The sequence below is a fragment of the Paenibacillus sp. NFR01 genome (assembly GCF_900111565.1).
GTDB lineage: Bacteria > Bacillota > Bacilli > Paenibacillales > Paenibacillaceae > Paenibacillus_AQ.
Map to the genome: position 1 here is coordinate 69,423 of NZ_FOIK01000002.1, position 23,579 is coordinate 93,001.

Annotated in this window: 18 protein-coding genes; 3 read left to right on the forward strand and 15 right to left on the reverse strand. The window is 56.3% G+C overall.

The window, feature by feature from the left end; translation table 11 throughout:
* Positions 1-57: 57 nt before the first annotated feature.
* The 11 genes from pulA to BMW84_RS11665 all read right to left on the reverse strand — a co-directional run bounded on the left by pulA (position 58) and on the right by BMW84_RS11665 (position 15,523).
* Entirely contained in the window at positions 58-2,430 is a 2,373-nt protein-coding gene (gene pulA, locus BMW84_RS11615) for a type I pullulanase (RefSeq protein ID WP_091068436.1), read from the reverse strand.
* Positions 2,431-2,746: 316 nt separating this feature from the next.
* Positions 2,747-4,459, reverse strand: coding sequence for a phosphoenolpyruvate--protein phosphotransferase (ptsP, locus tag BMW84_RS11620; RefSeq protein ID WP_091068438.1), 1,713 nt, complete (start codon positions 4,457-4,459; stop codon positions 2,747-2,749).
* Entirely contained in the window at positions 4,452-4,727 is a 276-nt protein-coding gene (locus tag BMW84_RS11625) for an HPr family phosphocarrier protein (RefSeq protein WP_091069690.1), read from the reverse strand. Before BMW84_RS11625 ends, ptsP begins: the two co-directional genes overlap by 8 nt.
* A gap of 33 nt (positions 4,728-4,760) precedes the next feature.
* Positions 4,761-6,827, reverse strand: a complete 2,067-nt coding sequence (gene ptsG / locus BMW84_RS11630; protein WP_091068440.1) for a glucose-specific PTS transporter subunit IIBC — start codon at positions 6,825-6,827, stop codon at positions 4,761-4,763.
* Between the two features lie 274 nt (positions 6,828-7,101).
* Positions 7,102-7,980, reverse strand: coding sequence for a glucose PTS transporter transcription antiterminator GlcT (locus BMW84_RS11635; RefSeq protein ID WP_091068442.1), 879 nt, complete (start codon positions 7,978-7,980; stop codon positions 7,102-7,104).
* A gap of 97 nt (positions 7,981-8,077) precedes the next feature.
* Complete coding sequence (locus BMW84_RS11640; RefSeq protein WP_175498781.1) at positions 8,078-9,550, reverse strand: flotillin family protein; 1,473 nt, start codon at positions 9,548-9,550, stop codon at positions 8,078-8,080.
* Positions 9,547-10,092 (reverse strand): NfeD family protein, encoded by a 546-nt coding sequence (locus tag BMW84_RS11645; RefSeq protein WP_091068444.1) that lies wholly within the window; start codon positions 10,090-10,092, stop codon positions 9,547-9,549. Before BMW84_RS11645 ends, BMW84_RS11640 begins: the two co-directional genes overlap by 4 nt.
* Positions 10,093-10,396: 304 nt before the next feature.
* Complete coding sequence (locus tag BMW84_RS11650; protein ID WP_091068446.1) at positions 10,397-11,560, reverse strand: iron-containing alcohol dehydrogenase; 1,164 nt, start codon at positions 11,558-11,560, stop codon at positions 10,397-10,399.
* Between the two features lie 166 nt (positions 11,561-11,726).
* Positions 11,727-13,313 (reverse strand): UDP-glucose--hexose-1-phosphate uridylyltransferase, encoded by a 1,587-nt coding sequence (locus BMW84_RS11655; RefSeq protein WP_091068449.1) that lies wholly within the window; start codon positions 13,311-13,313, stop codon positions 11,727-11,729.
* 46 nt (positions 13,314-13,359) lie between these two features.
* The gene (gene galE / locus BMW84_RS11660; protein ID WP_091068451.1) at positions 13,360-14,346 is read right to left on the reverse strand and encodes a UDP-glucose 4-epimerase GalE; all 987 of its coding nucleotides are present in this window, start codon (positions 14,344-14,346) and stop codon (positions 13,360-13,362) included.
* 1 nt (position 14,347) lies between these two features.
* Entirely contained in the window at positions 14,348-15,523 is a 1,176-nt protein-coding gene (locus tag BMW84_RS11665) for a galactokinase (protein WP_091068453.1), read from the reverse strand.
* Between the two features lie 228 nt (positions 15,524-15,751).
* Between BMW84_RS11665 and BMW84_RS11670 the strand changes: the two genes are divergently transcribed.
* The gene (locus BMW84_RS11670) at positions 15,752-16,651 is read left to right on the forward strand and encodes an AraC family transcriptional regulator (RefSeq protein WP_091069693.1); all 900 of its coding nucleotides are present in this window, start codon (positions 15,752-15,754) and stop codon (positions 16,649-16,651) included.
* 98 nt (positions 16,652-16,749) lie between these two features.
* Here the strand turns inward: BMW84_RS11670 and mgrA are convergent, their stop codons facing one another.
* The 4 genes from mgrA to BMW84_RS11690 form a co-directional block, all read right to left on the reverse strand.
* Complete coding sequence (gene mgrA, locus BMW84_RS11675) at positions 16,750-17,754, reverse strand: L-glyceraldehyde 3-phosphate reductase (RefSeq protein WP_091068455.1); 1,005 nt, start codon at positions 17,752-17,754, stop codon at positions 16,750-16,752.
* A 190-nt stretch (positions 17,755-17,944) separates the two neighbouring features.
* Positions 17,945-18,682, reverse strand: coding sequence for an NAD-dependent protein deacylase (locus tag BMW84_RS11680; RefSeq protein ID WP_091068456.1), 738 nt, complete (start codon positions 18,680-18,682; stop codon positions 17,945-17,947).
* Positions 18,683-18,717: 35 nt separating this feature from the next.
* Positions 18,718-19,482: an HAD family hydrolase gene (locus tag BMW84_RS11685; RefSeq protein ID WP_091068459.1), complete on the reverse strand. Its 765-nt coding sequence runs from the start codon at positions 19,480-19,482 to the stop codon at positions 18,718-18,720.
* Positions 19,483-19,509: 27 nt separating this feature from the next.
* Positions 19,510-20,247, reverse strand: a complete 738-nt coding sequence (locus tag BMW84_RS11690; protein WP_091068461.1) for an alpha/beta hydrolase — start codon at positions 20,245-20,247, stop codon at positions 19,510-19,512.
* A 193-nt stretch (positions 20,248-20,440) separates the two neighbouring features.
* Between BMW84_RS11690 and BMW84_RS11695 the strand changes: the two genes are divergently transcribed.
* Positions 20,441-21,481 carry an acyltransferase family protein gene (locus BMW84_RS11695; protein WP_254772961.1) on the forward strand — a complete coding sequence of 347 codons (1,041 nt, stop codon included), beginning with the start codon at positions 20,441-20,443 and terminating at the stop codon, positions 21,479-21,481.
* Positions 21,482-21,776: 295 nt separating this feature from the next.
* Positions 21,777-23,462 carry a dihydroxy-acid dehydratase gene (ilvD, locus tag BMW84_RS11700; protein ID WP_091068462.1) on the forward strand — a complete coding sequence of 562 codons (1,686 nt, stop codon included), beginning with the start codon at positions 21,777-21,779 and terminating at the stop codon, positions 23,460-23,462.
* Positions 23,463-23,579: the final 117 nt, after the last annotated feature.

The window sequence follows — 23,579 nt, forward strand, 5'->3', positions numbered from 1 at the left end:
CAAAAAAACGGCTTCAGGCCTCATGTAGAGGCGCTGTAGCCGTTTTTTTGTTGCAGGCTAGCTGATGAGCGGTAAATCGGCATCGTCATCCGCCATGCTGCCTTCGGCACCGTCGATAATCCGTACCCGGTAAAGCTCACGTTCGCCGGAGCAATCGACGAACCGGTCGCCGCTGCCGTCTTTTGCTTCCCAGTCGTTTAAACGGAGAATATATCCGATAGACTCGGTTTCAGGAGCAACCTCAATCCGGGCCACCGCACTGCCATCCTCCGTCAATTCGCGGAAATCCCATTGTCCGTCCTGAATCCCTGTACCCCAGACCCATAAATTCCAGCCCCGGTAGTCACCGTCCGGGCGTTCATATTCGATCTCCACGATTTTGGCGCGTGGCTCCGGGTCACCGTATCCGTCATATAGCACCATTACCGACAGCCCCTCAACCTCAACCTCATACTCCGCCAAGCGGAACACTTCCGTTCCGGCCCGCGTATGATCCGCGACGATGTTCCAGAATCCACCTGTATCCGGCAGTGAATGTACAACCTTCTCAGTACCGGCATTAAAGATGACGATGATATTGTTCCAGACATCGCCCCCGGCATTGTTCTTCAGCTGATACGAGACGACTCCGCCGCCGCAGCGCAAAAACTCCATATGCCTCTCAATTTCGAGCCGCCCGCGGAGCCGGAAGGCCGGATGCTCTCTGCGCAAGGCAATCAGACCTTTGTAATAGTTAAATACGGGGGCAAAACGGCGTTTGTTCTCCCAGCGGATGCCGTTTATGGCATCGCCGCTGCGGTAGCTGTTATGGTCGCCGAATTTGCTGCGCAGCATTTCGTCGCCGGCATGAAGAAACGGGATGCCCTGAGAGGTCAATACAAGCGCATTCGCCAGCAGGGAGCGCCGTACCGCCGGACTTGCGAAAACGTCCTGTTCCTCCACGCCGATATATGGATTTGCCGCGGCTATCGCTGCAAACAAGTCTCCGCCGCTGCGCAAGCGGCCATCGTGAAGATCGGGCAAATGCGCTGCCTGACGCAAGCCTTCGGTTACCAGTATTTTATCCCACAAATTCAGATTGTCATGCGCGGTTACGTAATTCACCGTCTCGGCAGGCGAGTCGGTAAAATCGTGAATCGCCCCTTTTATCCCCGCTGCTACAGCGCCTTCCTTGCCGTATTCACCGGTGGCGAAGCCTTTGCCCCAGCCGTCGCTGTCGCCCTTGATCGCCGCGCGGAAGTTATCGTTGAATACGGCATAACCTTTGCCTTTCTGCACACCCTTCACCGTTTTGGCCACAAGCGGAGAGTCGCCGCCCGTCCATGGCTCGCCGTAAACCAGCAGATTCGGGCGGATATTCAGCCGCAGCTCCTCGGTGATCTCGCGCATCGTCGTGCTGTCGATCAACCCCATCAGATCAAACCGGAAGCCGTCAATATGATATTCCTCGGCCCAGTAAGCCAGAGAGTCTTTAATGAATTTGCGGACCATCGGCCGTTCCGTCGCCAGTTCGTTGCCTACGCCGGAACCGTTTGATAATCTGCCATGATAGTCATGACGGTAGAAATATCCAGGGACGAGCGGTTCAAAAGGCCCTCTCTCCACCGAATACGTATGGTTGTAGACAACGTCCATAATAACCGCTATTCCTTTGCCATGGAGTGCCTGCACCATCTCCTTGAATTCGCGGATCCGGACCCGCGGGTCCGCCGGGTTCGTGCTGTAAGAGCCTTCCGGTACATTATAATGCTGGGGATCATAACCCCAGTTATAGTTTGCTTCATCGCCGGTTTCCGTGCCGCTGCGCAGCTCGTCGACGGTCTGGAAATCGAAAACAGGCAGCAGATGCACATGGGTAATGCCCAGTTCGGCCAAGTGATCGATGCCCAGTGCATGCCCGGCATTATCCTTCAATCCGCTCTCCGTGAACGCTTTATATTTACCTTTAAAGGTCATGCCTGAGCTTTCATCGGCAGAGAAATCCCGTACATGCAGCTCGTAAATGACGGCGTCTACGGGATGATGCAGCGCCGGCGACCGGTCTTCATGCCAGCCCTCCGGGTCCGTCTCGCGCAAATCAACGATTGCTGAACGTTTGCCGTTCGCCGAAACGGCCCGTGCATAAGGATCAGCAGCTTCCTGTAAAGTGCCATCGGCAAAGACAGCGCGATACATATAGTATTTACCCTTCAAGTCGCCGTCGACGAGCGTTTCCCAAACGCCGTCTTCGCTGCGTGACATGCTGACAATTTTCCCGCTGTCGGGCGCTGTTCCCCCGTTCCCATCGGTTTCGTAAATTACCAGCGATACAGCGAACGCTGTCGGTGCCCATACTTTAAATTCGCAATGTTCCATTGAATAACTCAGGCCCAGCTCCTGGGCGCTATAGGTTTCTATCAGGGATTCCATATTTATATAATTGCTGCTCATGATATTCACCTTCCCATGGTATCCTCCGGCAATAATACCGGAAACAGATTGCTCTGCATAGTTCCAGATATGTCCACGCGGACCGATAATTATACTTGCGCAGCTATCCTTTCGATTATCCATATCCTATGTAACAGTATATTCACAGGTTTGGGTGCACGCGAAGATCTGCGCCTACTTTATTATTATCGGAATTATTTCCCGCGCAATTAACGAGCCCATCACACTGCACAAAAAAACGGCCTCCGTTTAGGAGGCCGAGAGAAAATGCAGATGGAAAAGTGAAATCTCCGAAAAACGGTGTTGCTGCGAATCTTTACTTGGTGCTGCTATGCACCAGTGCTGCAACTTCTTCAGCAGTGCTCATCTGAAGGGCTTTTGCAGCCATTTCCTTCATTTCTGCGGCGGAGAGCTTGGCAATCTGGCTGCGTGCCGGCAGAATCGAAGTAGCGCTCATGCTGAACTCGTCGAGCCCAAGGCCGAGCAACAGCGGAATCGCTGTAGAATCACCGGCCATTTCTCCGCACATACCGGTCCATTTGCCTTCGGCGTGGGCTGCGTCGATGACAATTTTGACCAGGCGGAGAATCGCCGGGTTGTACGGCTGATACAGGTAGGAGACCTGTTCGTTCATACGGTCGGCCGCCATCGTATATTGGATAAGGTCGTTGGTTCCGATACTGAAGAAATCAACCTCTTTGGCAAATTGGTCCGCCAGTACGGCCGTGGAAGGAATCTCCACCATGATGCCAAGCTGGATGTTGTCGGATACTTCCTTGCCTTCTTCGCGCAGCTTCGCTTTTTCTTCAAGCAGCAGTTCGCGTGCGGCACGGAATTCGGTCAGTGTTGCAATCATCGGGAACATGATCCGCAGTTCGCCGTGTGCGCTTGCCCGAAGCAAGGCGCGAAGCTGGGTCCGGAAAATATCCTGACGGTCCAGGCAAAGGCGGATGGCGCGGTAGCCAAGGAACGGGTTCATTTCTTTCGGCATTTCCAGGTAAGGCAGTTCTTTGTCGCCGCCGATATCCAGCGTACGGACAACAACCGGTTTGCCCTTCATGCTCTCCAGAACCGTGCGGTACGCATTGTACTGAACTTCTTCGGAAGGTAGCTTGTCGCGTCCCATGTACAGGAACTCGGTACGGTAAAGGCCAACGCCTTCGCCGCCGTTGTCCAGTACGCCGGTTACGTCGTTCGGCGTTCCGATGTTGGCCGCAAGCTCCACATGTTTGCCGTCCTTGGAGACGGTCGGCTCATCGCGAAGCTTTTTCCATTCCGCGATTTGCAGGTTGTGGGCTTCCTGCTTGCGGGTGTATTCGGCAACCTCTTCCTCGCTTGGATTGATCAGAACGTCGCCGCTGAGGCCGTCGACGATCAGCAGATCGCCTGCTTTCACCAGAGACAGCACGTTTTTGGTGCCGACGACAGCCGGAATTTCCAGCGAACGGGCCATAATCGCCGAGTGGGATGTCCGCCCGCCGATATTCGTCGTAAAACCTTTAACATAAGTACGGTTCAGTTGCGCCGTATCCGAAGGCGTCAAATCCTGGGCAACGACGATCACTTCTTCGCTGATTTCGGCCGGGCTGATGTAGGTGATCCCGAGCAGATGGTTCAGCACGCGTTTGGTCACGTCGCGCATATCGGCTGCGCGTTCCTGTAGGTACGCGCTTTTCATATTTTCGAACATGGCCACAAACTGGCTGGCCGTTTCATTCAGCGCAAAATCGGCATTTACCGCTTCGGAACGGATTTTATCGATCACCGGAGTAATAAGCTCCGGATCATCAAGGATGAGCAAGTGGGATTCGAAAATCTCCGCTTTCTTCTCGCCAAGCTCTGCCAGCGTGCGGGCTTTGATGTTTTGAAGCTCGGCTCTGGATTGCTCCAGAGCCTTGTTCAGCTTCTCTACCTCAGCCTCAACGTCGTTGACCGATGTTTTGGTGATCGTGTAATCCGGATGCTCCAGGATAAATGCACGGGCTACGGCAATCCCTGCAGAAGCCGCGATTCCTGAAAGCTTACTCATGAACTTCGCCCAGCCCTTCTTTAACCATAACGTCCTGCAATGCGTTCAGCGCTTCCGCTTCTTCGGCGCCTTCAGTAATCAGGGTGAGCGTGTCGCCGGCTTCAAGCCCGAGGGACAATACACCGAGGATCGATTTAAGGGTTACCTTTTTGCCGTTGGCTTCAGCGAAGCTTTCGGTACCTTTAAATTTGGTTGCGGTGTTCACAAGCGCAGTGGCCGGGCGTGCGTGGATACCGTCTTCGTCAACAATTTTGAATGTTTTTTGCATGTTCATTCACTCGCTTTCTTTGAAATTGATCCATTACTGGATGCTGATAATGTCGCTGTCGCCGATGGCTACCTTACCCGGCTTTTTGAGGGTAACGGTGGAGCCTTCAGGCAGGTTGGAGAAGATCACCGGCGAAATGACGGAAGGCGCATGGGCTTTCACGTATTCCAGGTCAACTTCCATAATCGGCTGTCCGGCAGCTACCAGATCGCCTTCTTCAACAAGCACGGTAAAGCCCTGCCCTTTCAGTTTAACAGTGTTGACGCCGATATGCACCAGCACCTCTTTGCCGCCGTCGGACATGATGCCGATGGCATGCTTGCTAGGGAAAACATTGAACACTTTACCGTAAACCGGGGAAGAAATTTTGCCGTCCTCGGAGAGGAATGCAAAGCCGTCGCCCGTCATTTTTTGCGAGAATACCGCATCCGGAACCTGGGTGATATCCAGAAGTTCGCCGTTAACCGGGGACACGATGTCTTCCGGGATAATGGCAGCCGCTTCGGCTCCGGCATTCTGTTCAGCTTCAGGCGCCGGTGTGACCGGAGCTGCGGCCGGCGTTCTGCCGTCCATCACATCCTGAATCTGCGATTTGATCGTGTCGGAACGCGTGCCGAAGATCGCCTGTACATTGTTACCCACTTCAAGCACGCCGGAAGCACCCAGCTTCTTCAGACGGCCTTTGTCGACGCCGCCTTTGTCCTTGACCTCTACACGGAGGCGGGTGATGCAGGCATCGAGGTGAACGATATTTTCTTTACCGCCGAGAGCGGACAAAATGTTGCGCGGAAGATCGTCTCCCGTTTTGGATACGGAGGCCGTATTCACCGCAGCTCCATCGTCGTCGTCGTCGACCACATCTTCGCGGCCAGGCGTCTTCAGATTGAACTTGCGGATGACAAAACGGAAACCGAAATAGTAAATCACTGCGATCACAAGACCGACCGGAATAACGAGCCACCAGTTTGTGCGGTTTGGAATAATGCCGAACAGCACGTAGTCGATGAAGCCGCCCGAGAAGGTCATCCCGATCTTAACGTTCAGGATATGCATCGTCATGAACGACAGACCGGCAAAAATGGCATGTACCGCAAACAAGAGCGGAGCAACAAACAGGAACGAGAATTCCAGCGGTTCCGTAATCCCTGTCAGGAAGGAGGTCAATGCGGCGGAAATCATCAAGCTGCCGACCACCTTGCGGTTTTCAGGTCTGGATTCGTGGTAAATCGCCAATGCTGCGGCTGGAAGGCCAAACATCATAAACGGATATTTACCGGTTGTAAAGGTACCCGCCGTAAACGGAACGCCGTCGCGAAGCTGCTGCATGAAGATCCGTTGGTCGCCGCGGACCAGGTCCCCGGCCTTGTCGACATAGCTGCCGAACTCATACCAGAACGGCGAGTAGAAGATGTGATGCAGGCCGAACGGAATCAGCGAGCGTTCGATGACCCCGAAGATAAAGGCAGCCAGGGTCAGATTGGTGTCGATCATACTTTCGGACACATAGTTGAGTCCGCTTTGAATCGGAGGCCATACCAGCGTCAGCACGAGACCGAGCAGCAGCGAGGTTACCGCCGTCATGATCGGAACGAAACGTTTGCCGGCAAAAAAGCCGAGATACGAAGGCAGCTCGATGCGGAAAAACCGCTTATACATCGAGGCCGCCAGGATACCGACCAGAATACCGCCGAATACGCCGGTTTGCAGGGTCGGAATCCCCAGGACGCTTGCATACGCAAAATCCTGCTTGCTAAGAACATAATTGTTGATCCCGAGCACCGTTCCCATCGTCACGTTCATGACGAGGAAGCCGATAATCGCCGCCAGACCAGCAACGCCTTCGCCGCCGGCCAGACCAATGGCTACGCCGACTGCGAACAGCAGCGACAGGTTGCTAAAGACAATCTGCCCTGCATTCATGAGTACGTTGGCAATCGCTTGGACTGTATCATTTTCCAGGGCCGGAACATACTGCAGGAAATCGGGATTGACAAGCATGTTGCCGATTCCGAGCAGAAGTCCCGCCGCAGGCAAAATGGCGACCGGGAGCATGAGCGCTTTACCGACACGCTGCAAAACGCCAAATAGTTTTTTAAACACAGTAGGTCACTTCCTTCTCCAATTGTCTTACGAACAGAAAACCAAAAAAGGCATAAGCAACACAGCATTTGATATGCCCTCTAACGCTAAAGTTAGATTACCCCGACTTGGGGCTGGACAACCAAAATACTGAGATTACTCATGCCTGATCGTATCAGTAACACGTTGGTATTCTGTTTTCTTTTTTTATAGGCTAAATTGTAGCACCGTTATTTTAAAGTTGCAAGGTCTATTTTGTGAATAAAATTGGGCGGAATTTCTGCTAACAATGCCGTCATTCCGCCGGTTCATCCCGATTCATGCCTTCCTCGTCTTCCTTCTTCTGGGCAAGGCGCTGCAAATGAATCGTCAGGTAGCTGACCTCCGCCGGATAGACCGGAATCCGTACCCGCTGCTCAATTACTTTGGTCAGCTTCCAGGCCAGGGAGTACATCTCCGGATATTCGCGCTTCATCAGCCCGTCGAGCGAAGAGGTCTCGCGGACTGTCTCTCCCCGGCGCAGACGCTCAAGCACAAACCGCAGATGCGTAACGAGACGGGAATAGTCCAGCGAATCGCGCGGAATCCGGTAATTCAAATCATCCTCCACCAACCCCACCAGATCGCCGATCAGCACCGAATGCTGCCGGACCTCCGAGATATGGCGGTTGCTGAGCGCGCTAACGATATGCAGGGCGACAAAACCGACTTCATCCGCCGGCAGCGTCGTACCCATCGCTTCGTTGATCCGCTCGACGGCATATTCGGCCAGCCGGTACTCCTCGGGATACATCTCCTTCGTTTCGTACAAAAAAGGATTATGCACCTCGATCTGCTGCTCATAACGCCGAATGGCGAAGGAAATATGGTCGGTTAGCGCAATATGGATATGCTCGTTCAGCTTCTGCCCGCTGCTCTGCATAATATGAAGCACGATCTCCTGGACAACCTCGATCAGCTTCTCGTCGACTTGGGGAACGAGCTGCATATATTGTTCCTGCTCCTGCTGACTGCGGAGAATAAACATCTTTTCAACGGCGGATAAATCGATCCGGTCGCGCGTTTTTCGGTTGAAGCCAATGCCCTTCCCGATCACTACCACTTCGTCATACTGCGGATGCCCGGCAATTATGACGTTGTTGTTCAAGACTTTGGACACGGTTATGCTTGCCACACTTACACCTCTTTTAATTCTGAATACCCGTTCGTCCGCTACATCATAACATCAAGCATTCAAGATTAGAAGAGTATACCGCAAACTGTCAAAAAAATCAGATTTCTGCGGAGCCCCCGCCCTTCGTCAGCTTCTGGATCAGGCCCTCCATATCGATTCCGGACACGTTTTTGAGCATCTCCGGCGCGGTGGCCATCAGCTGGGTAACATAGTTGCTCACCTTGGTCGCGCCTTCGCCCCCGCCAGAGTCCACCACGGTCAGCTTATCGATGGATGCGATCGGCTCCGCGATCCGTCCGGCCAGCTCAGGCAGCATTTTGACGATAATGTCCAGCACGGCTGCTTCGCCGAACTTTTGGAACGCCTCGGCCAGCTTCTCCTTCGCTTCCGCTTCCGCAAGACCGCGCAGCCGGATGACTTCGGATTCGGCCTTCCCTTTGGCCAGTTCCGCGTCAGCTACCGCCTGGCCTTCCAGCCGTTTCTGCTCAGAGGTCGCCTTCGCCTGCTTCTCTATGCTGTATTGCAGCGCGTCGGCTTCGCGCATTTTCTTCGCCATATCGGCTTCCGCCGCCTGCTCGACCGCAAAACGGTCGGCTTCGGCTTTCTTTTTCACTTCCGCGTCATATTGTTTCTCGCGAACCTGGATTTCCTTCGCCTGCAGATCGATCTCGCGCTCCTTGCGCACCAGCTCGACTTTCATCTGCTCCTCGACCACCGTCTGCTTGGCGCGGGCTTCCTGGATGTGGTAGGCCTGGTCGGCTTCCGCCTTGGCCATGTCCTGGTCCCGTTTGAACGCCGCTACCTTGAGTTGATTGTCCCGCGAGGCTTCGGCAATGTTGGTATCGCGCAGCAGCTCCGCTTTCTGCCCCTGCTCCTCGGCGCTGGCCTTCTGGATTCTCGCGTCGCGCACCGCTTCCGCTTCGGCGATTTCCGCATCCCGCTTGACCGCCGCGATTCTCGGCTTACCGAGCGCTTCCAGATAACCGTGCTTGTCGCGGACATCCTTGATGGTAAAAGAAACGATCTGCAGCCCCATCTTCTTGAGATCGCGCGCGGCCACTCCCTGCACCTCTTGCGCGAACCGGTCACGGTTGCGGTAAACCTCCTCGACGGTCATGGTACCGAGGATCGCCCGCAGATGGCCCTCCAGCACTTCCTGGGCTTCGCTCTTCAGCGCTTCGATCGGTTTACCCATAAACTGCTCGGCCGCGGTAGCAACGTCTTCCACGGAGCTGCCTACCTTGATGATGGCGACGCCGTCGGCAATAACGGGTACCCCCTGCTCGGTGTATACCTCCGGGGTCGTCACATCGAGCTTGTGCGAGAGCAGCGACATAAATTCCGCTTTTTGAAAAACAGGCAGGATGAACGCCCCGCCGCCGCGTACGATTTTGATTTTGCGGCCGGAGCCGTCGTCGGAGATATGGTTGTTGCCGAGAAACGAGCCGGTTACGATCATCGCTTCATCCGGGCCAACCGTCTTGTAGCGCGCCCAGAAGGCGATAGCGAATACCAGCAGCACCGCAATGACCACAATCGGAATAATCAAAAACTCAGGAATGCCGTTCATTCATGCATCTCTCCTCTATGTTCTGCAAATTCGAATTCAGAGACAAGCGCGACGCCGTCCCTAACATCTACGATCACTACTTTTGTTCCGGCCGGCAGCGCCTTGCGCTCCATGCTTGCCGCCGTGTGCAGGCTATTGCCGGCCCCGAAGCGCACCATGATCTCCCCGTACCCCTCAGGCGGCAAAGGGACGGTCACTTCGCCGATTTTTCCGGGCAGCTCGTTCATGGAGAATCCGCTTGAGCTTTCGCTCTTCCGTGCCGGCCGTACAATCCCGAGGTACATTCCTACCCCGGAAAACGCAGCGATCAGCAGGGACAGGGCAAGCACCGGGCCGTGCTCCAGGCTGCTATACCGGGTCAAGAGTATGCCGGCTCCGCCAAACACCGTGATCCCGCCGGCCATAACCGCTGGATTCACAAAATCAAAAGAAATGGCATCAAAGATGCCGTGGAGCGCACCGCCAAACAAATCGCCGATCAAAATGCTGATCAGGGCAAAGATGACGCCAAGCACTAAACAGCCCAAATATAGCGTTTCCATACCTCTCTCCTCCCGTCGTAAGCTCCGGACTGTTATATATAGTTTAACGGAAAAACTTTGTCCCGGGTTTCACAATAATGGGTATTTTTCTCATATGTGTAAGGATTTCAGATTGATCGACATGGACAGCTAGAAGGGAATGACCTAACTCACTTTGAAGGCCAAAGCAAAAAGACGCCTCAAACGCCGGCGAACGGCGGTTTGAAGCGTCTTTTGCGCTTAGCTGGATGCAGCAGCTGGCGGAAATGCTGGCATTTCTACCGTTTTTCTGGGCGGAGCCCGTTGCTAAGCCTGTAAGGCAGGTTTACAGCGCCATTTTGTAAATCTCGACCACGTCTTCACGCTCGAGCTTACGGAAGCCGCCGAACGGGCCGAAGCGGACCGTTTTATCGGCCATCACGCCGATTTGGCTGTCGTCGATGTCGTAATCGCCAAGCGTACGCGGAGCGCCGATGGAGTCGAAGAAGCGACGCAGCGCCTCGATGCCCTCAAGACCGGCTTGCTCGTCCGTTTTGCCTGCGGCGTCGATGCCGAAGACGTTGACGGCCAGCTGTTTGAAACGCGCCGGATTGTGGCTCAGGTTGTATCTCATCCATTGCGGGAACAGGATCGCCAGCCCGCCGCCATGCGGGATGTCGTACACGGCCGAGACGGCGTGTTCGATATTATGCGTCGCCCAGTCGCCGGCAAAGCCCATGCTGACCATGCCGTTCAGCGCCATTGTGCCGCAGTACAGGATCGTCTCGCGCAGCTCGTAATTATGCAGGTCCTCGATAAGCTTCGGTGCGGTCGCGATCACGGTACGTAGCAGCGTTTCGCAGAAGCCGTCTTGTACCGGCGTATTGCCGTCGGTATGGAAATAATGCTCCAGTACATGGGACATGATGTCTACCATGCCATAGACGGTTTGATCCTTCGGCAGCGTATACGTATGCTCCGGATCCAGGATGGAAAATGCCGGATAGGCATATTCGCTGCCCCAGCCCATCTTTTCTTTCGTCACTTCGTTCGTGATGACCGAACCGTTGTTCATCTCCGAACCGGTTGCAGCCATCGTTAGGACCGTTCCCAGCGGAAGCGCGCCTTGGGCCGCCGCTTTACGCTCCACGAAGTCCCACATGTCCCCTTCATATTTGGCGCCGACAGCTACCGCCTTGGCACAGTCCAGCACACTGCCGCCGCCGACGGCGAGTACCAAATCAATGTTATGCTCACGGCACAGGTCCACGCCTTTATGTACCGTCGACAGCCGCGGATTCGGCTCCACGCCGGACAATTCGGTAACGGTCGCTCCGATGGCGTTCAGCTCGGCGATCACCTTATCGTACAGGCCGCTGCGCTTGATGCTGCCGCCGCCGTACATCAGAAGCACGCGTGTGCCGTATTTGGGAACCTCGGTCTTCAGCGCCTGCAGAGTGCCGCGTCCGAAGATCAGCTTGGTCGGATTATGAAATTGAAAGTTGCGCATGCTTATCCCTCCACTTTTAGGCAAAAAATGAACTGCAATGTTTAATTATAGACTTGTCCCGGTCAGCAATCAAATGGAGGGCAAACCTCGGTTCTCCACCTTCGTATCCAGCTCACCAGAAAAAACTCCCCGGCCGCATGGGCCGGAGAGTTGGCAGCAACAATGCTTAAGCTTCGGCTTTCGCGCCGAGGCTGTGGACGAACCGGCGGAACGCCGCTTGTCCTTCGGGCGTCCGTTTGTAGACGCCGGCTTGCTCAAGAATATGGGTAAACTTGATGCCGACTTCGTTCTGCACCGTCCGGACCGCTTCCTCGCGGTCCAGTGTCGTACCGAAGCGAGCCACAAGCTCATCGATCCAAGACGCGTGCTGCGCCAAAGCATGTTGCGTATCGCCTCTGACCGCATTCAGCAGCTCCCCGTCCCCGGAGAGAATGCCGGCTACAGCGTCGAGCTCTTCCTTGAGGCGGCCGGGCAGAATCGCCAGACCCATAACCTCGATGAGGCCGATGTTTTCTTTCTTGATATGATGCATTTCCCGGTGCGGATGGAAAATGCCTTCCGGATACGCTTCGCTGGTCCGGTTGTTGCGCAGCACCAGATCCATCTCGTAGCCGCCGTCCTGAGAGCGGCGCACGATTGGCGTAACGGTGTTGTGGCGCGTGCGTTCGCCGCCGGCTTCCGTATAGGCCAGCACATCGGCTTCCGGATCGCTGTATGTTTTCCACGATTCGTAGATCGTGTTGGCACATTCCAGCAGGACTGCCGGATCATGGCCCTGAAGCCGCAGCACGGACATCGGCCATTTCACGATGCTGATCGTGACGCCCGCATAATCCGGATGGACGAACGTATCTTCCTTCGGCGCCGTCTGGATCGGAAACGTATGGCGTCCGCCCTGAAAGTGGTCATGCGTCAGGATCGACCCGCCGACGATCGGAAGATCGGCATTCGAGCCGATAAAGTAATGCGGGTACTCCCCGACAAACCCGAGCAGGCGCTTCAAGGTTTCCTTCGTCAGCTTCATCGGAACATGGTCATGGTGCAGCACGATGCAGTGCTCGTTATAGTACACGTAAGGCGAGTATTGGAACAGCCATTTCTCGTCGTTCAGCGCAAGCGGGATCACCCGCAGGTTCTGGCGCGGCGGATGGTTGATCCGGCCGGCATAACCGACATTCTCGCGGCAGAGCTGGCATTTCGGGTAGACCGGCGGCGGAAGCAGGCGCGCCATGGCGATTTCCTGCGGACTTTTCTCCGGCTTGGAGAGATTAATCGTCATCTGGATGTCGCCATACTCCGAAGGCTGCTGCCACAGCACGTTTTTGGAGACGCGGTCCATGCGGATGTAGTTCGAATCGATGCAAAGCTGGTAGAAACGGTCGGTCGCCGCCTCGATGCCCTGCTCCGCCTTCAGCTGCGCGAATTCGGCATTAACCTCGGACGGGCGGGCCATCAGCAGGCCCATGATTTTGGCATCCAGCAGATCGCGGTACGTATCGCTGTTCTCCGGCATTTTCCCGGTCTCATAACCGTAATCGATCAGTACATCCAGCGGACCTTGCGGGCTGCTCAGCGGGGCTTCATTAAATTCATGGGCGTATGGCTCCGTGAAGCCGAACAGGTCAAGCAGCTCGTTGCGGCTGTAATCCTCATCGGCAGGTTCAATAAGCCGGCGGTCCAGCGCGAACCGGACAAGCTGCTCGATCGCCAGCTGCGCCTTCTCTCCGGAGACGGCTTGATTTATCGTAGACATATGGTTTTCTCCTTCATGTATGGCTATGCGTCTTGGAAAAGAGGGTTTATTCCCCGTATCCTTGCGGATGCGACGAATGCCAGCCCCATGCGCTCTCGATAATGCCTTCCAGGTCGGCATGCTGCGGATTCCAGCCGAGCACCGTGCGCGCTTTGGCCGAAGAAGCCACCAGCACCGCAGGGTCGCCGGCGCGGCGTTCCTGAATCACGACCGGAATATCGAGGCCGGTCACCTTTTTCGCCACTTCAATCACTTCTTTGACCGAGAAGCCGGTGCCGTTGCCCAGATTGAACACGTTGCTCGCGTTGCCGCCGCGCAGGTAGTTGACCGCACGGATGTGGGCGTCCGCCAGATCGGTGACATGGATGTAGTCGCGAATGCAGGTGCCGTCTGCTGTCGGATAGTCTTCGCCGAACACGGCGATGCTTTCGCGCTGCTTCAGCGCGGTTTGCAGTACCAGCGGAATCAGATGGCTCTCCGGACGGTGGTCTTCGCCGATTTTGCCGCTGGCATGGGCGCCGGCTGCGTTGAAGTAGCGAAGGGCGACGTATTTGAAGCCGAGCACCTTGTCGAACCAGGCCATCATGCGTTCCATTGTCAGCTTCGTTTCACCGTAGACGTTGGCCGGCTCGGTTTTGTCGCTCTCCTCAATCGGCACCTTTTCCGGTTCGCCGTAGGTGGCCGCCGTAGAGGAGAAGACGATTTTGGTCACGCCGGCATTTTGCATCGCTTCCAGCAGACATTGGGTGCCGTATACGTTGTTGTCGTAGTATTTAACCGGGTCCTTCATGCTTTCCCCGACCAGGGAGCTGGCGGCGAAGTGAATCACCGCATCGATGTCGTTTTCGGAAAACAGCTTCGCAAGCAGCGCCTTGTCGCGCAGATCGCCTTCATACAGCTTGCCCCCCAGCAGCGCCTCGCGGTGCCCTGTCAGCAAATTGTCGATGACCACAACCTCTTCGCCCCGGTCCAGCAGCTCCGCTACCGTATGGGAACCGATGTACCCCGCACCGCCTGTTACCAAAATCGCCATGTTAATTCGCTCCCTTCAGTTCTTCTACCCCATTGCCGATGCCGCAGACATAGAACTCGCCGGTAAGGCCGGTTCTTTCCGTGTAAGCTGCGCCTACCTCGGAGATAAAGCGTTCCACATCGTCTTCATGCACAAGAGAGACCGTGCAGCCGCCGAAGCCGGCGCCCGTCATGCGCGCACCCAGCGTGCCCGGGATTTTTTGCGCTTCTTCCACCATCACGTCCAGCTCCAGGCAGCTTACCTCGTAAAGGTCGCGGAGCGAGACATGGGAGTCGTTCATATATTGGCCGAATTGCTTCAGGTTGTTTGCTTTAAGCACTTCCACCGAATCGAGGACGCGCTGGTTTTCTTCCACAACATGCTTCGCACGGCGTCTTACGGTTTCGTCGGTGATTTTATCCTTATGGATTTCGAATTGCTCCGGCTTGAGCTCGGCCAGGTAGGACAGCTCAGGAACCTCCTGCTTGAGGATTGCCAGCGCTTCGTCGCATTGGCTGCGGCGTTCATTGTATTTGGAGTCGACCAGACCGCGTTTCTTGTTCGTGTTGCCGATCACCAGCTTGTAGGATCCGGTCACGAACGGGATCAGGCTATATTCCAGCGTATCGCACATCAGCAGGATCGCATGGTCGCGTTTGCCGTTGGCTACGGCGAACTGGTCCATGATGCCGGAGTTGACGCCGACGTATTGATTCTCCACGCGCTGCGACAGCAGAGCGATTTCTACCGTATCCGTATCCCCGCCAAGCAGCGTAAGGAAGGCAAATGCGGTAACCACTTCGATCGAAGCCGAGGAAGAGAGGCCGGACCCGTTCGGAATGTCGCCGTGGAACAGCAGATCGTAGCCATGCTGCAGCTTAAGGTCTTTTTTCGCCAGCTCGACCAATACGCCGACCGGGTAATCGATCCACTCTCCGCTTTTGTTGCCGATTTCGCTCAAGTCTAAGGAAGCTTCGTAAGGAAGATTGGTGGAAGCAAACTGCACTTTGCTGTCGCTGCGCGGACGGACGAACAGGAAGGTGCCGAATTCCAGCGCCGCCGGCAGCACGTAACCCCCGTTATAATCCAGATGCTCTCCGATCAGATTGACGCGGCCCGGGGCGTAGAATACCCGAGTTTCTTCCGTGCTTTCTCCATACTTCTCGATAAATTTGCGGTTAAGTTCCTGTGTACTCATGAAAAAGCTCCATCCTTTCGCTGCTCCTTCGCAGCAACTTTGGAATATGATTGCTTGCTTTACGGCTTAATTATAATCAAATCAGACTTGCCCTGATAATGCAATCATGTGCGTAATACATGGATAAATGTGACTTCGGGGCGTATAATGAAAACCGCGGGGCGAAAAATGCCGGCATGGCCGTCTTCCGCACTGCCGGTGCCATTGAACGCCGGTTATCCTGAAAGGATGTCTGCCATGGAGCATACTTATTCGGTAGGATCGAATCCTGTTTATTACGACAAGCAAAGGCTGCATGTCCTGTTTGCCGGGGAGAGCCAGACGAAGCCGCTGCATCAGGCCGGCCCGAAAATATACGACTATTATCTGCTGCACAACATCGAGTCGGGCGCCGGCACGTTTACGACGGAATGGCGCAAATACAGGCTCGGTCCGGGGGACTGCTTTCTGATTCATCCCGGCCAGCTCGTCAGTTACCTCTCCGACGCAGAGCAGCCCTGGCGGTACCGCTGGGCGGCATTTACCGGCCCGGACGCCGATGAGCTGGTGCGGCAGTCGGGGCTGACCGCCGAGAATCCGGTATTATCCACCGGTGAGAACAGCGTTATTCCCGGCGCCCTGGCCGGAATGAAGGAAGCCTTTTATGCCAACAAGGACAGCGCCCATCTGACTTCGCTCGGGTATTTGTACCATATTATCGGCGAAGCCGCAGAGCTGCACGATGCCGCGTCCCGCCTCTCCGGCGCAGAATCGCAGGGGAAACGTACCGTCAAGCAGATGATTCACTATATGGCGGCGCAATATGCACATCCCGTCTCCATCGAGCAAATGTGCGACAGCCTCGGCTACAACCGTGCGTATTTGTCCCGGATCTTCAAGCAGGAGACCGGCCTCTCTCCCGTGACCTATTTATTGCGCCTGCGGATCGAAAAATCGCGTCAGCTGCTGCGGGAGCGCCCGGAGCTGTCCGTGGAGCAGGTCGCCGCCTCCGTCGGCCTGACCGACCCGCTTTATTTTTCGCGCCAGTTCAAACGCTTCTGCGCGGAATCGCCGACCGCCTACCGGCAGTCGACGACGCGGCCGGGCGAACGTCCAGGCAAAGAAAGCTCTGCCGAATCGCGCAAATAAACCGCTTCATTATCAAACAGTCTGCCGGACATCATTGCATGTCTGACAGGCTGTCTTTGTGTAGGCATTTTATTATACGAAAGAAAAGAAACCGGAGCTTACGCCTCGCTGTCCGATTTGAGAATCGTCTCGATCCGCTCCAACTCGTCGGGCGTGAAGTCGCTGTGGCTCAGCGCCGCAACGTTCTCTTCGATCTGGCTGACCCGGCTGGCGCCGATAAGCGCCGACGTCACCTTGCCGCCGCGCAGCGCCCAGAGCAGGGCGAACTGGGCCAGGCTTTGCCCGCGGGAGACGGCGAGCTGGTTGAGCGCGCGGATTTTTCGCTGCACCTCCGGCGTAATCCGGCTTTCGTTCAACGCCGTCGACGGCCCGGCCGCCCGGGAATCGGCGGGGATGCCGTTCAAATATTTGCTCGTCAGCAGCCCCTGCGCCAGCGGCGTAAAGGCGATGGTACCGACGCCGTTGTCCTCCAGCACCTGCTGCAGGCCGTTTTCGATCCAGCGGTCCAGCATAGAGTAGCGGGGCTGGTGGATCAGCAGCGGCGTGCCGAGCGCCTTCAGGATCCGGATCGCTTCCGCCGTCTGTTCCGCCGTGTAGTTGGACAACCCGACATACAGCGCTTTGCCGGAGCGGACGGCCGTATCCAGCGCGCCCATGGTCTCTTCCAGCGGCGTCTCCGGATCGGGCCGGTGCGAATAAAAGATATCGACGTAATCCAGCCGCAGCCGCTTCAGGCTCTGGTCGAGGCTTGACAGCAAATATTTGCGCGACCCCCAGTCGCCGTACGGCCCGGGCCACATATAATATCCCGCTTTGGTGGAGATGATCATTTCATCCCGGTAATGGGCCAGTTCCTCGGCAAGCACTCTGCCGAAAAGCTGTTCCGCCGCTCCTGCCGGAGGACCGTAATTGTTTGCCAGGTCGAAATGGGTAATGCCGAGATCAAACGCGCGGGTAATCATCTCCCGTCCGTTCGCGTACGTGTCGATTCCGCCGAAATTATGCCACAGCCCCAGCGATATCGCCGGCAGCTTCAGGCCCGATTTGCCGCAGCGGTTATAGCGCATCATTTCATATCGTTCGTCGCTGGCTACATAAACCATATCTGATCCCGCCTCTCTGCTCCTCATTGATCGCAATACCCTATTTTAAACCATTGGGACGGTCTATAATCCGGCACAGAAAAAAAGCCCCGCAATGCGGGGCTTTGGCTTCGAAGCTTCATCTGATACTTTGCGGAGGACCGAAATTCGAGAACTGCCTGAATGTGGCGAACGACGGCTTTAGCCGGCCTTACAGCATGCGCTGCACGGCGGCCATTGCTTCGCCGATGCGGCCCTTGATGCGCAGATCCGCACGGTGATCGTACGGCGTCGGTTCCGCGTTCAGCAGCACGCAGTGCTTCCCGCGGAAATACGTGACCAGGCTCGCCGCCGGCTGCACGGTCAGCGAGGTGCCGCCGATCAGCAGCAGATCGGCCCCGGCAATAGCCGCGACCGCGCCGACCAGCGTGTCGTGGTCCAACTCCTCCTCGTACAGCACCACGTCGGGTTTGACGATCCCGCCGCAATCGCTGCAGCGGGGGACGCGATCTGCGGACTGGAGGACGAACTCCAGTCCGTAGAATCTGCCGCAATCCATGCAATGATTGCGGTGGACCGAGCCGTGCAGCTCCAGCACGGCCCGGCTCCCGGCAAGCTGATGCAGGCCGTCGATATTCTGCGTAACGACGGCCTTCAGCTTGCCCTGCCGCTCCAGCTCCGCCAGGAGCAGGTGCGCGCCGCCGGGTTTCGCCTCCGGATGCAGCATCTTGCTGCGGTAGAAGTCAAAGAAGATGTCCGGCTTCGCCATAAAAAAACTGCGGCTCAGCATCACTTCCGGAGGGTACGGGGATCCCTGCTGGGCCTGGTACAGTCCGGCCGCAGACCGGAAATCGGGGATTCCGCTTTCCGTCGAGGTTCCGGCGCCTCCGAAAAAAACGATGCTGCCGCTGTTTCGAATCCAGTCGGCCAACACTTCCAGCTCATCCATGCTTATGCAACCACCTTTATGTTGGAATGGGCATCTCAGCGGCTCAGGCTCAGCTGATGGTAGCCCGCAATCACGACATCCGCGTCCTGCAAATGTTCCTTCTGTCCATCCGGCGCCAGACCCAGCGCCAGCCGAAGCCCTGCGCCTTTGCCGAGCTGCATGTCGCCGTTGCTGTCGCCGATGATGACGGTGTGCTCCGGGGCCAGGCCCAGCTCGCGGCAAGCCAGCTCGGCCATCTCCGGCGCCGGCTTGCCCTGCGACACCCTGTCGCGGGTAACGACCGAACGGAAATAGCCGGCGATGCCCAGCCATTCGAGCTGCTCGCCCGTCGTGTCCGCGCCATCGGAAGTAACAACGCCGAGCGCCAAGCCGGCATCCCGGCACTGCTGCAAGAAAGGCACCAGCTGTGGAATCGGCACGGCGATGCGCTGTCTGCGGAGCTCGTTCATCGCCTCCTTGGCAATGGCTGTGACCTGTACGATCGCCTCATTCCATGGCACACCGGCACGGTACAGCTGCCAGGCCAGAATCCCATGGGTTTCCTCTATGGTAGCCATGCTCAGCGGTCCGGAGCGGTCATAGCCGATGACGCGTCCTTCCTGATCATGGATTGTGCCCAGCACTCCGGCCGGCTCAAAGCCACCGGCCGCGCCGGCAAGCGCCAGCTGGGTACCGAGTCTTTCGAGAACGATGTCCGCCCAGTGGCCCCAAGTCCCCATCAGGTCCAGCAGTGTTCCATCCTTATCAAACAGAATCCCATGGCAGGGTACGGCCAACCCGTTGATATGAAGTATCGGCATTGCTTCCTCCTTTACGGACTCCGGCTGCTATTGGAGGTTGCCCAGCCAATCCAGCAAGGAATGTGCCGTGTGCGACTGCTGCTCTTCTTCGGTGATCGTCGCTTCCCCGTCGCCTTTTTGCGGGCCGTAGCTGCCGAATTGCGCATGATTGCCGCCGGCAATTGAATCGTAGACCGTATTGCTCGGCAGATAGGAGCGGCCTTCACTGTATTTTTTTCGATTGACCACGGTGTCCTCTGTCCCGAGGATCGACAAAACGGATAATGCGGTGTCCTTCAGGCTCCCTTTGCTGTCGGGGTAGGAAGCCAGAAAAAATACGCCCTTCAGTTCATCGGCATGGTCTGCCGCGAACCGGGACGCCATTACGCCGCCGAGGGAATGCCCGCCGATGACAAAGGTCTGCTGCGGATGCACGCGGATGATGTCATCCGCGGCATCGCCTTTGATCACCGCCAGATTCAGCGGCATCTTGGCGATGTAGAACGGATGCCCGGCCGCAGCGACTCTGTGGGCGAGCGGCGCGTACGCTTCCGGCTTCACCAGCGCGCCGGGATAAAAAATAACGGCCGTGCCTAGCACGGTCGACGGCTCGAAGGAGATCCAGTTGTCATTGTCGTCGACGCTGACGCCGTCCGCGGAGGCCATCGCCGAGACGGCATGTTCTGCAGGCTCATAAGGAATCAAGTACCTCCACACCGCGATGCCCGCAATAAGGACCAACAGTGCCGCGCCAAGCCAAATGTAACGTTTTGTTTTTTTCTTCATCAATAGATCACTCCCAAGCACTGCCTATAAAAATTATAGTGGAATCGGAAAGGCCGCACAACCTTCAACACATCGCCACATTTGCCGGGTTTGATAACGCTTTCTAATGTGACTTATTTCACAATCGTACGTTTGAAAATGATGTATTTTAAAATTAAAGTAATTTGCTAGCGCAAATGTTGGAGGGTGTACCATGAACGTGGAGCAATCGCTGGAGACGCGCGGAGAGACCTTTTTCCTGAATCTGCGCTTTATGCTGATCGTCACCGTATTTGTCGGCAACATGATTGAACCGCTGATCGGGCGGATGGACGCAATGCACAGCCTTTACATGTGGATTTTCAGTTTCCATATGCCGCTGTTTGTACTGGTGACCGGCTACTTCGGCAAAAAGAATCTGACTGCTCCGGCCGGCCGCAAAGTGCTCCTGCAAATCGGCCTGCAATACCTGATTTTTCAAAGCCTGTATTCCGCGCTGGATGTCTCGTACTTCCGCGTCAACCATATTCACCATTCGTTTTTCGCGCCTTATCTGCTGCTATGGTTTCTCGCCGGCCACGCCTTCTGGCGCCTGCTGATGCTGGCCATCCGCCGCTGGTCGGTGCCCGCGCAGCTGATCTTCGCCTTTGCCGCCGGCATCGGCGTCGGGTATTTGCAGCTTGACGGCGTGTGGTTCGCGATTTCCCGGACCTTTGTCTTTTTCCCGTTTTTCGTCATCGGCTATCATCTGAAATTCGAAACGGTCCTCCGGATGTACCGCAAATTCGCCAAGTCTGCCGCCGCTGCCTTATCTGTAACCCTGCTGCTGGTTCTTGGTACGCTGGCCGTTTCCCTGCAACCAGGCTGGCTGTACGGAAGCATGACCTTCATGCAGCTTGGTCAGCCGGAGTGGTATGACGGATTGTACCGGGCTGCCGTTTATGGACTGCAGATCGTTTCCTCGCTCGCGTTCCTCGGACTCGTACCGTTCGGAATGTCCCGGATGACCGATTGGGGCCGCCGTACCTTGTACGTGTTCCTTCTGCACGGTTTCATCGTACGTCTTGCCGCAGCCAGCGGGCTGTACAGCCACATTCACAGTATCGCCGCGGCTTCTATCTTGGTAGTATCCGCTCTCGCGATGACGATTCTGCTGGCCCAGCCGTCCGTCAAACGCCTGCTGCATCCGCTGGTCGAGCCTTCCGTCGACTGGATGATCCTTCTTCAGCGTGCCGCGCTGCGCCGTTCACTATAAACAGTGTTTGAATTCAAAGCCCTTCCTTAATAAGGATGGGCTTTTTTGGTCCTTCAAAATCCGGCGCCAAAGCGACAAACTTCACATTGTCCGGTAGAAAAACGAGGTGGTTTGTGATAGACTTTCTAATAATAATGCAGCCTGCTTTTATAGAAACGGCTTCGCCCGCCTTCCGCATGAGAGGCTGGACCCTGTTCTTTCTATAAACCGCGGACGCGCCGCAGCCTCTGATTGCAGCGCGTTAACGCGACGCTATATTCCGGCATTGCCATTTTATTAGGGGGGAAACAGAACTATGTCAGCCAAGAAAATGCGTTCAGACATGATCAAAAAAGGCTTTGACCGCGCACCGCACCGCAGCCTGCTGCGTGCCGCCGGCGTTAAAGAAGAGGATTTCGGCAAGCCGTTTATCGCGGTCTGCAACTCCTATATCGACATTGTTCCCGGACATGTCCATTTGCAGGAATTCGGTAAAATCGTCAAGGAAGCGATCCGCGAAGCCGGCGGCGTTCCTTTTGAATTCAATACGATCGGCGTGGACGACGGCATCGCCATGGGCCACATCGGCATGCGTTATTCCCTGCCCAGCCGGGAAATCATCGCCGACTCGCTGGAGACCGTCGTATCCGCCCACTGGTTCGACGGCATGGTCTGCATCCCGAACTGCGACAAAATCACCCCGGGGATGATGATGGGCGCACTGCGCGTCAACATCCCGACCATCTTCGTCAGCGGCGGCCCGATGAAGGCCGGCGTCGACAGCAAAGGCAACAAGCTGTCCCTGACTTCCGTATTCGAAGGCGTCGGCGCGCACCAGGTCGGCAAGATCACCGACAGCGACCTGCTGGAGCTTGAACAATTCGGCTGTCCGACCTGCGGCTCCTGTTCCGGGATGTTCACCGCGAACTCCATGAACTGCCTTGCCGAAGCGCTGGGTCTTGCTCTTCCCGGCAACGGCACGATCCTCGCCGTGGACGAAGCGCGCAAGGATTTTGTCCGCAAATCGGCCAAGCAGCTGATGAACCTGATCGAAATGGACCTGAAACCGCGCGACATCGTGACCAAAGAATCGATCGACAACGCCTTCGCGCTGGATATGGCGATGGGCGGTTCCACCAATACCGTACTGCATACCCTGGCCCTGGCGAAGGAAGCCGAAATCGACTACCCGCTGGAGCGCATCAATGAAGTCGCGAACCGCGTGCCGTATCTCGCCAAGCTGGCGCCGGCATCCGACATCTTCATCGAAGACGTCGACCGTGCGGGCGGCGTAAGCGCCGTGCTGAACGAGCTGCTCAAAAAGCCGGGCGCCCTGTTCGGCGACTGCATGACCGTAACCGGCAAAACCCTGGCCGAAAACGTTACGGGCCATGAGATTCTGGATACCAAGGTCATCCATACGATCGACAACCCGTATTCGCAGGTCGGCGGTTTGTCCGTCCTTTACGGCAACCTTGCGCCAGAAGGCTCGATCATCAAGGTCGGTGCGGTTGATGCATCCGTAGGCGGCTACCACAAAGGCCCGGCCATCTGCTTCGACTCGCAGGAAGAAGCGCTGTCCGGCATCGCGAACGGCAAAGTCAAGGAAGGCCATGTCGTGGTCATCCGCTACGAAGGGCCGAAGGGCGGACCGGGCATGCCGGAAATGCTGGCTCCGACTTCGCAAATCGTCGGCATGGGTCTCGGCGCCAAGGTCGGCCTCATTACCGACGGACGTTTCTCCGGCGCGTCCCGCGGCATCAGCATCGGCCACATCTCGCCGGAAGCGGCCGAAGGCGGCCCGATCGCCTTCGTTGAGGACGGCGACATCATCGAGCTCGATCTGAACAACCGCAAGATCGAACTGCTGGTTGAAGAAGAAGTTCTGGCGGCCCGCCGCAGCCAATGGAAGGGCTTCGAGCCGAAAGTCAAAACCGGCTATCTGGCCCGTTACTCCAAGCTCGTGACCAACGCGAGCAACGGCGGCGTACTCAAAATTTAATCTGCTGAACCGGATCATTTCAGCAGCGAATACAACGAAAGAGCAGCTCCGACTAGGTCGGGGCTGCTCTTTCGTTGAGCCTGCAATCTCACCGCTTGCAAGTGCGCGCGTTACTAG

Bases quoted from the DNA above. Each gene is read 5' to 3' on its own strand.
- BMW84_RS11685 (WP_091068459.1), bottom strand. From the start codon at position 19,482: ATGCCGATACTTCATATCAACGGGTTGGCCGTACCCTGCCATGGGATT.
- BMW84_RS11650 (WP_091068446.1), bottom strand. From the start codon at position 11,560: ATGCGCAACTTTCAATTTCATAATCCGACCAAGCTGATCTTCGGACGC.
- ilvD (WP_091068462.1), top strand. From the start codon at position 21,777: ATGTCAGCCAAGAAAATGCGTTCAGACATGATCAAAAAAGGCTTTGAC.
- BMW84_RS11625 (WP_091069690.1), bottom strand. From the start codon at position 4,727: ATGCAAAAAACATTCAAAATTGTTGACGAAGACGGTATCCACGCACGC.
- BMW84_RS11690 (WP_091068461.1), bottom strand. From the start codon at position 20,247: ATGAAGAAAAAAACAAAACGTTACATTTGGCTTGGCGCGGCACTGTTG.
- BMW84_RS11645 (WP_091068444.1), bottom strand. From the start codon at position 10,092: ATGGAAACGCTATATTTGGGCTGTTTAGTGCTTGGCGTCATCTTTGCC.
- BMW84_RS11665 (WP_091068453.1), bottom strand. From the start codon at position 15,523: ATGAGTACACAGGAACTTAACCGCAAATTTATCGAGAAGTATGGAGAA.
- BMW84_RS11640 (WP_175498781.1), bottom strand. From the start codon at position 9,550: ATGAACGGCATTCCTGAGTTTTTGATTATTCCGATTGTGGTCATTGCG.
- mgrA (WP_091068455.1), bottom strand. From the start codon at position 17,754: ATGGTTTATGTAGCCAGCGACGAACGATATGAAATGATGCGCTATAAC.
- galE (WP_091068451.1), bottom strand. From the start codon at position 14,346: ATGGCGATTTTGGTAACAGGCGGTGCGGGGTACATCGGTTCCCATACG.
- BMW84_RS11655 (WP_091068449.1), bottom strand. From the start codon at position 13,313: ATGTCTACGATAAATCAAGCCGTCTCCGGAGAGAAGGCGCAGCTGGCG.
- ptsP (WP_091068438.1), bottom strand. From the start codon at position 4,459: ATGAGTAAGCTTTCAGGAATCGCGGCTTCTGCAGGGATTGCCGTAGCC.
- BMW84_RS11695 (WP_254772961.1), top strand. From the start codon at position 20,441: ATGAACGTGGAGCAATCGCTGGAGACGCGCGGAGAGACCTTTTTCCTG.
- BMW84_RS11670 (WP_091069693.1), top strand. From the start codon at position 15,752: ATGTCTGCCATGGAGCATACTTATTCGGTAGGATCGAATCCTGTTTAT.
- pulA (WP_091068436.1), bottom strand. From the start codon at position 2,430: ATGAGCAGCAATTATATAAATATGGAATCCCTGATAGAAACCTATAGC.
- BMW84_RS11680 (WP_091068456.1), bottom strand. From the start codon at position 18,682: ATGGATGAGCTGGAAGTGTTGGCCGACTGGATTCGAAACAGCGGCAGC.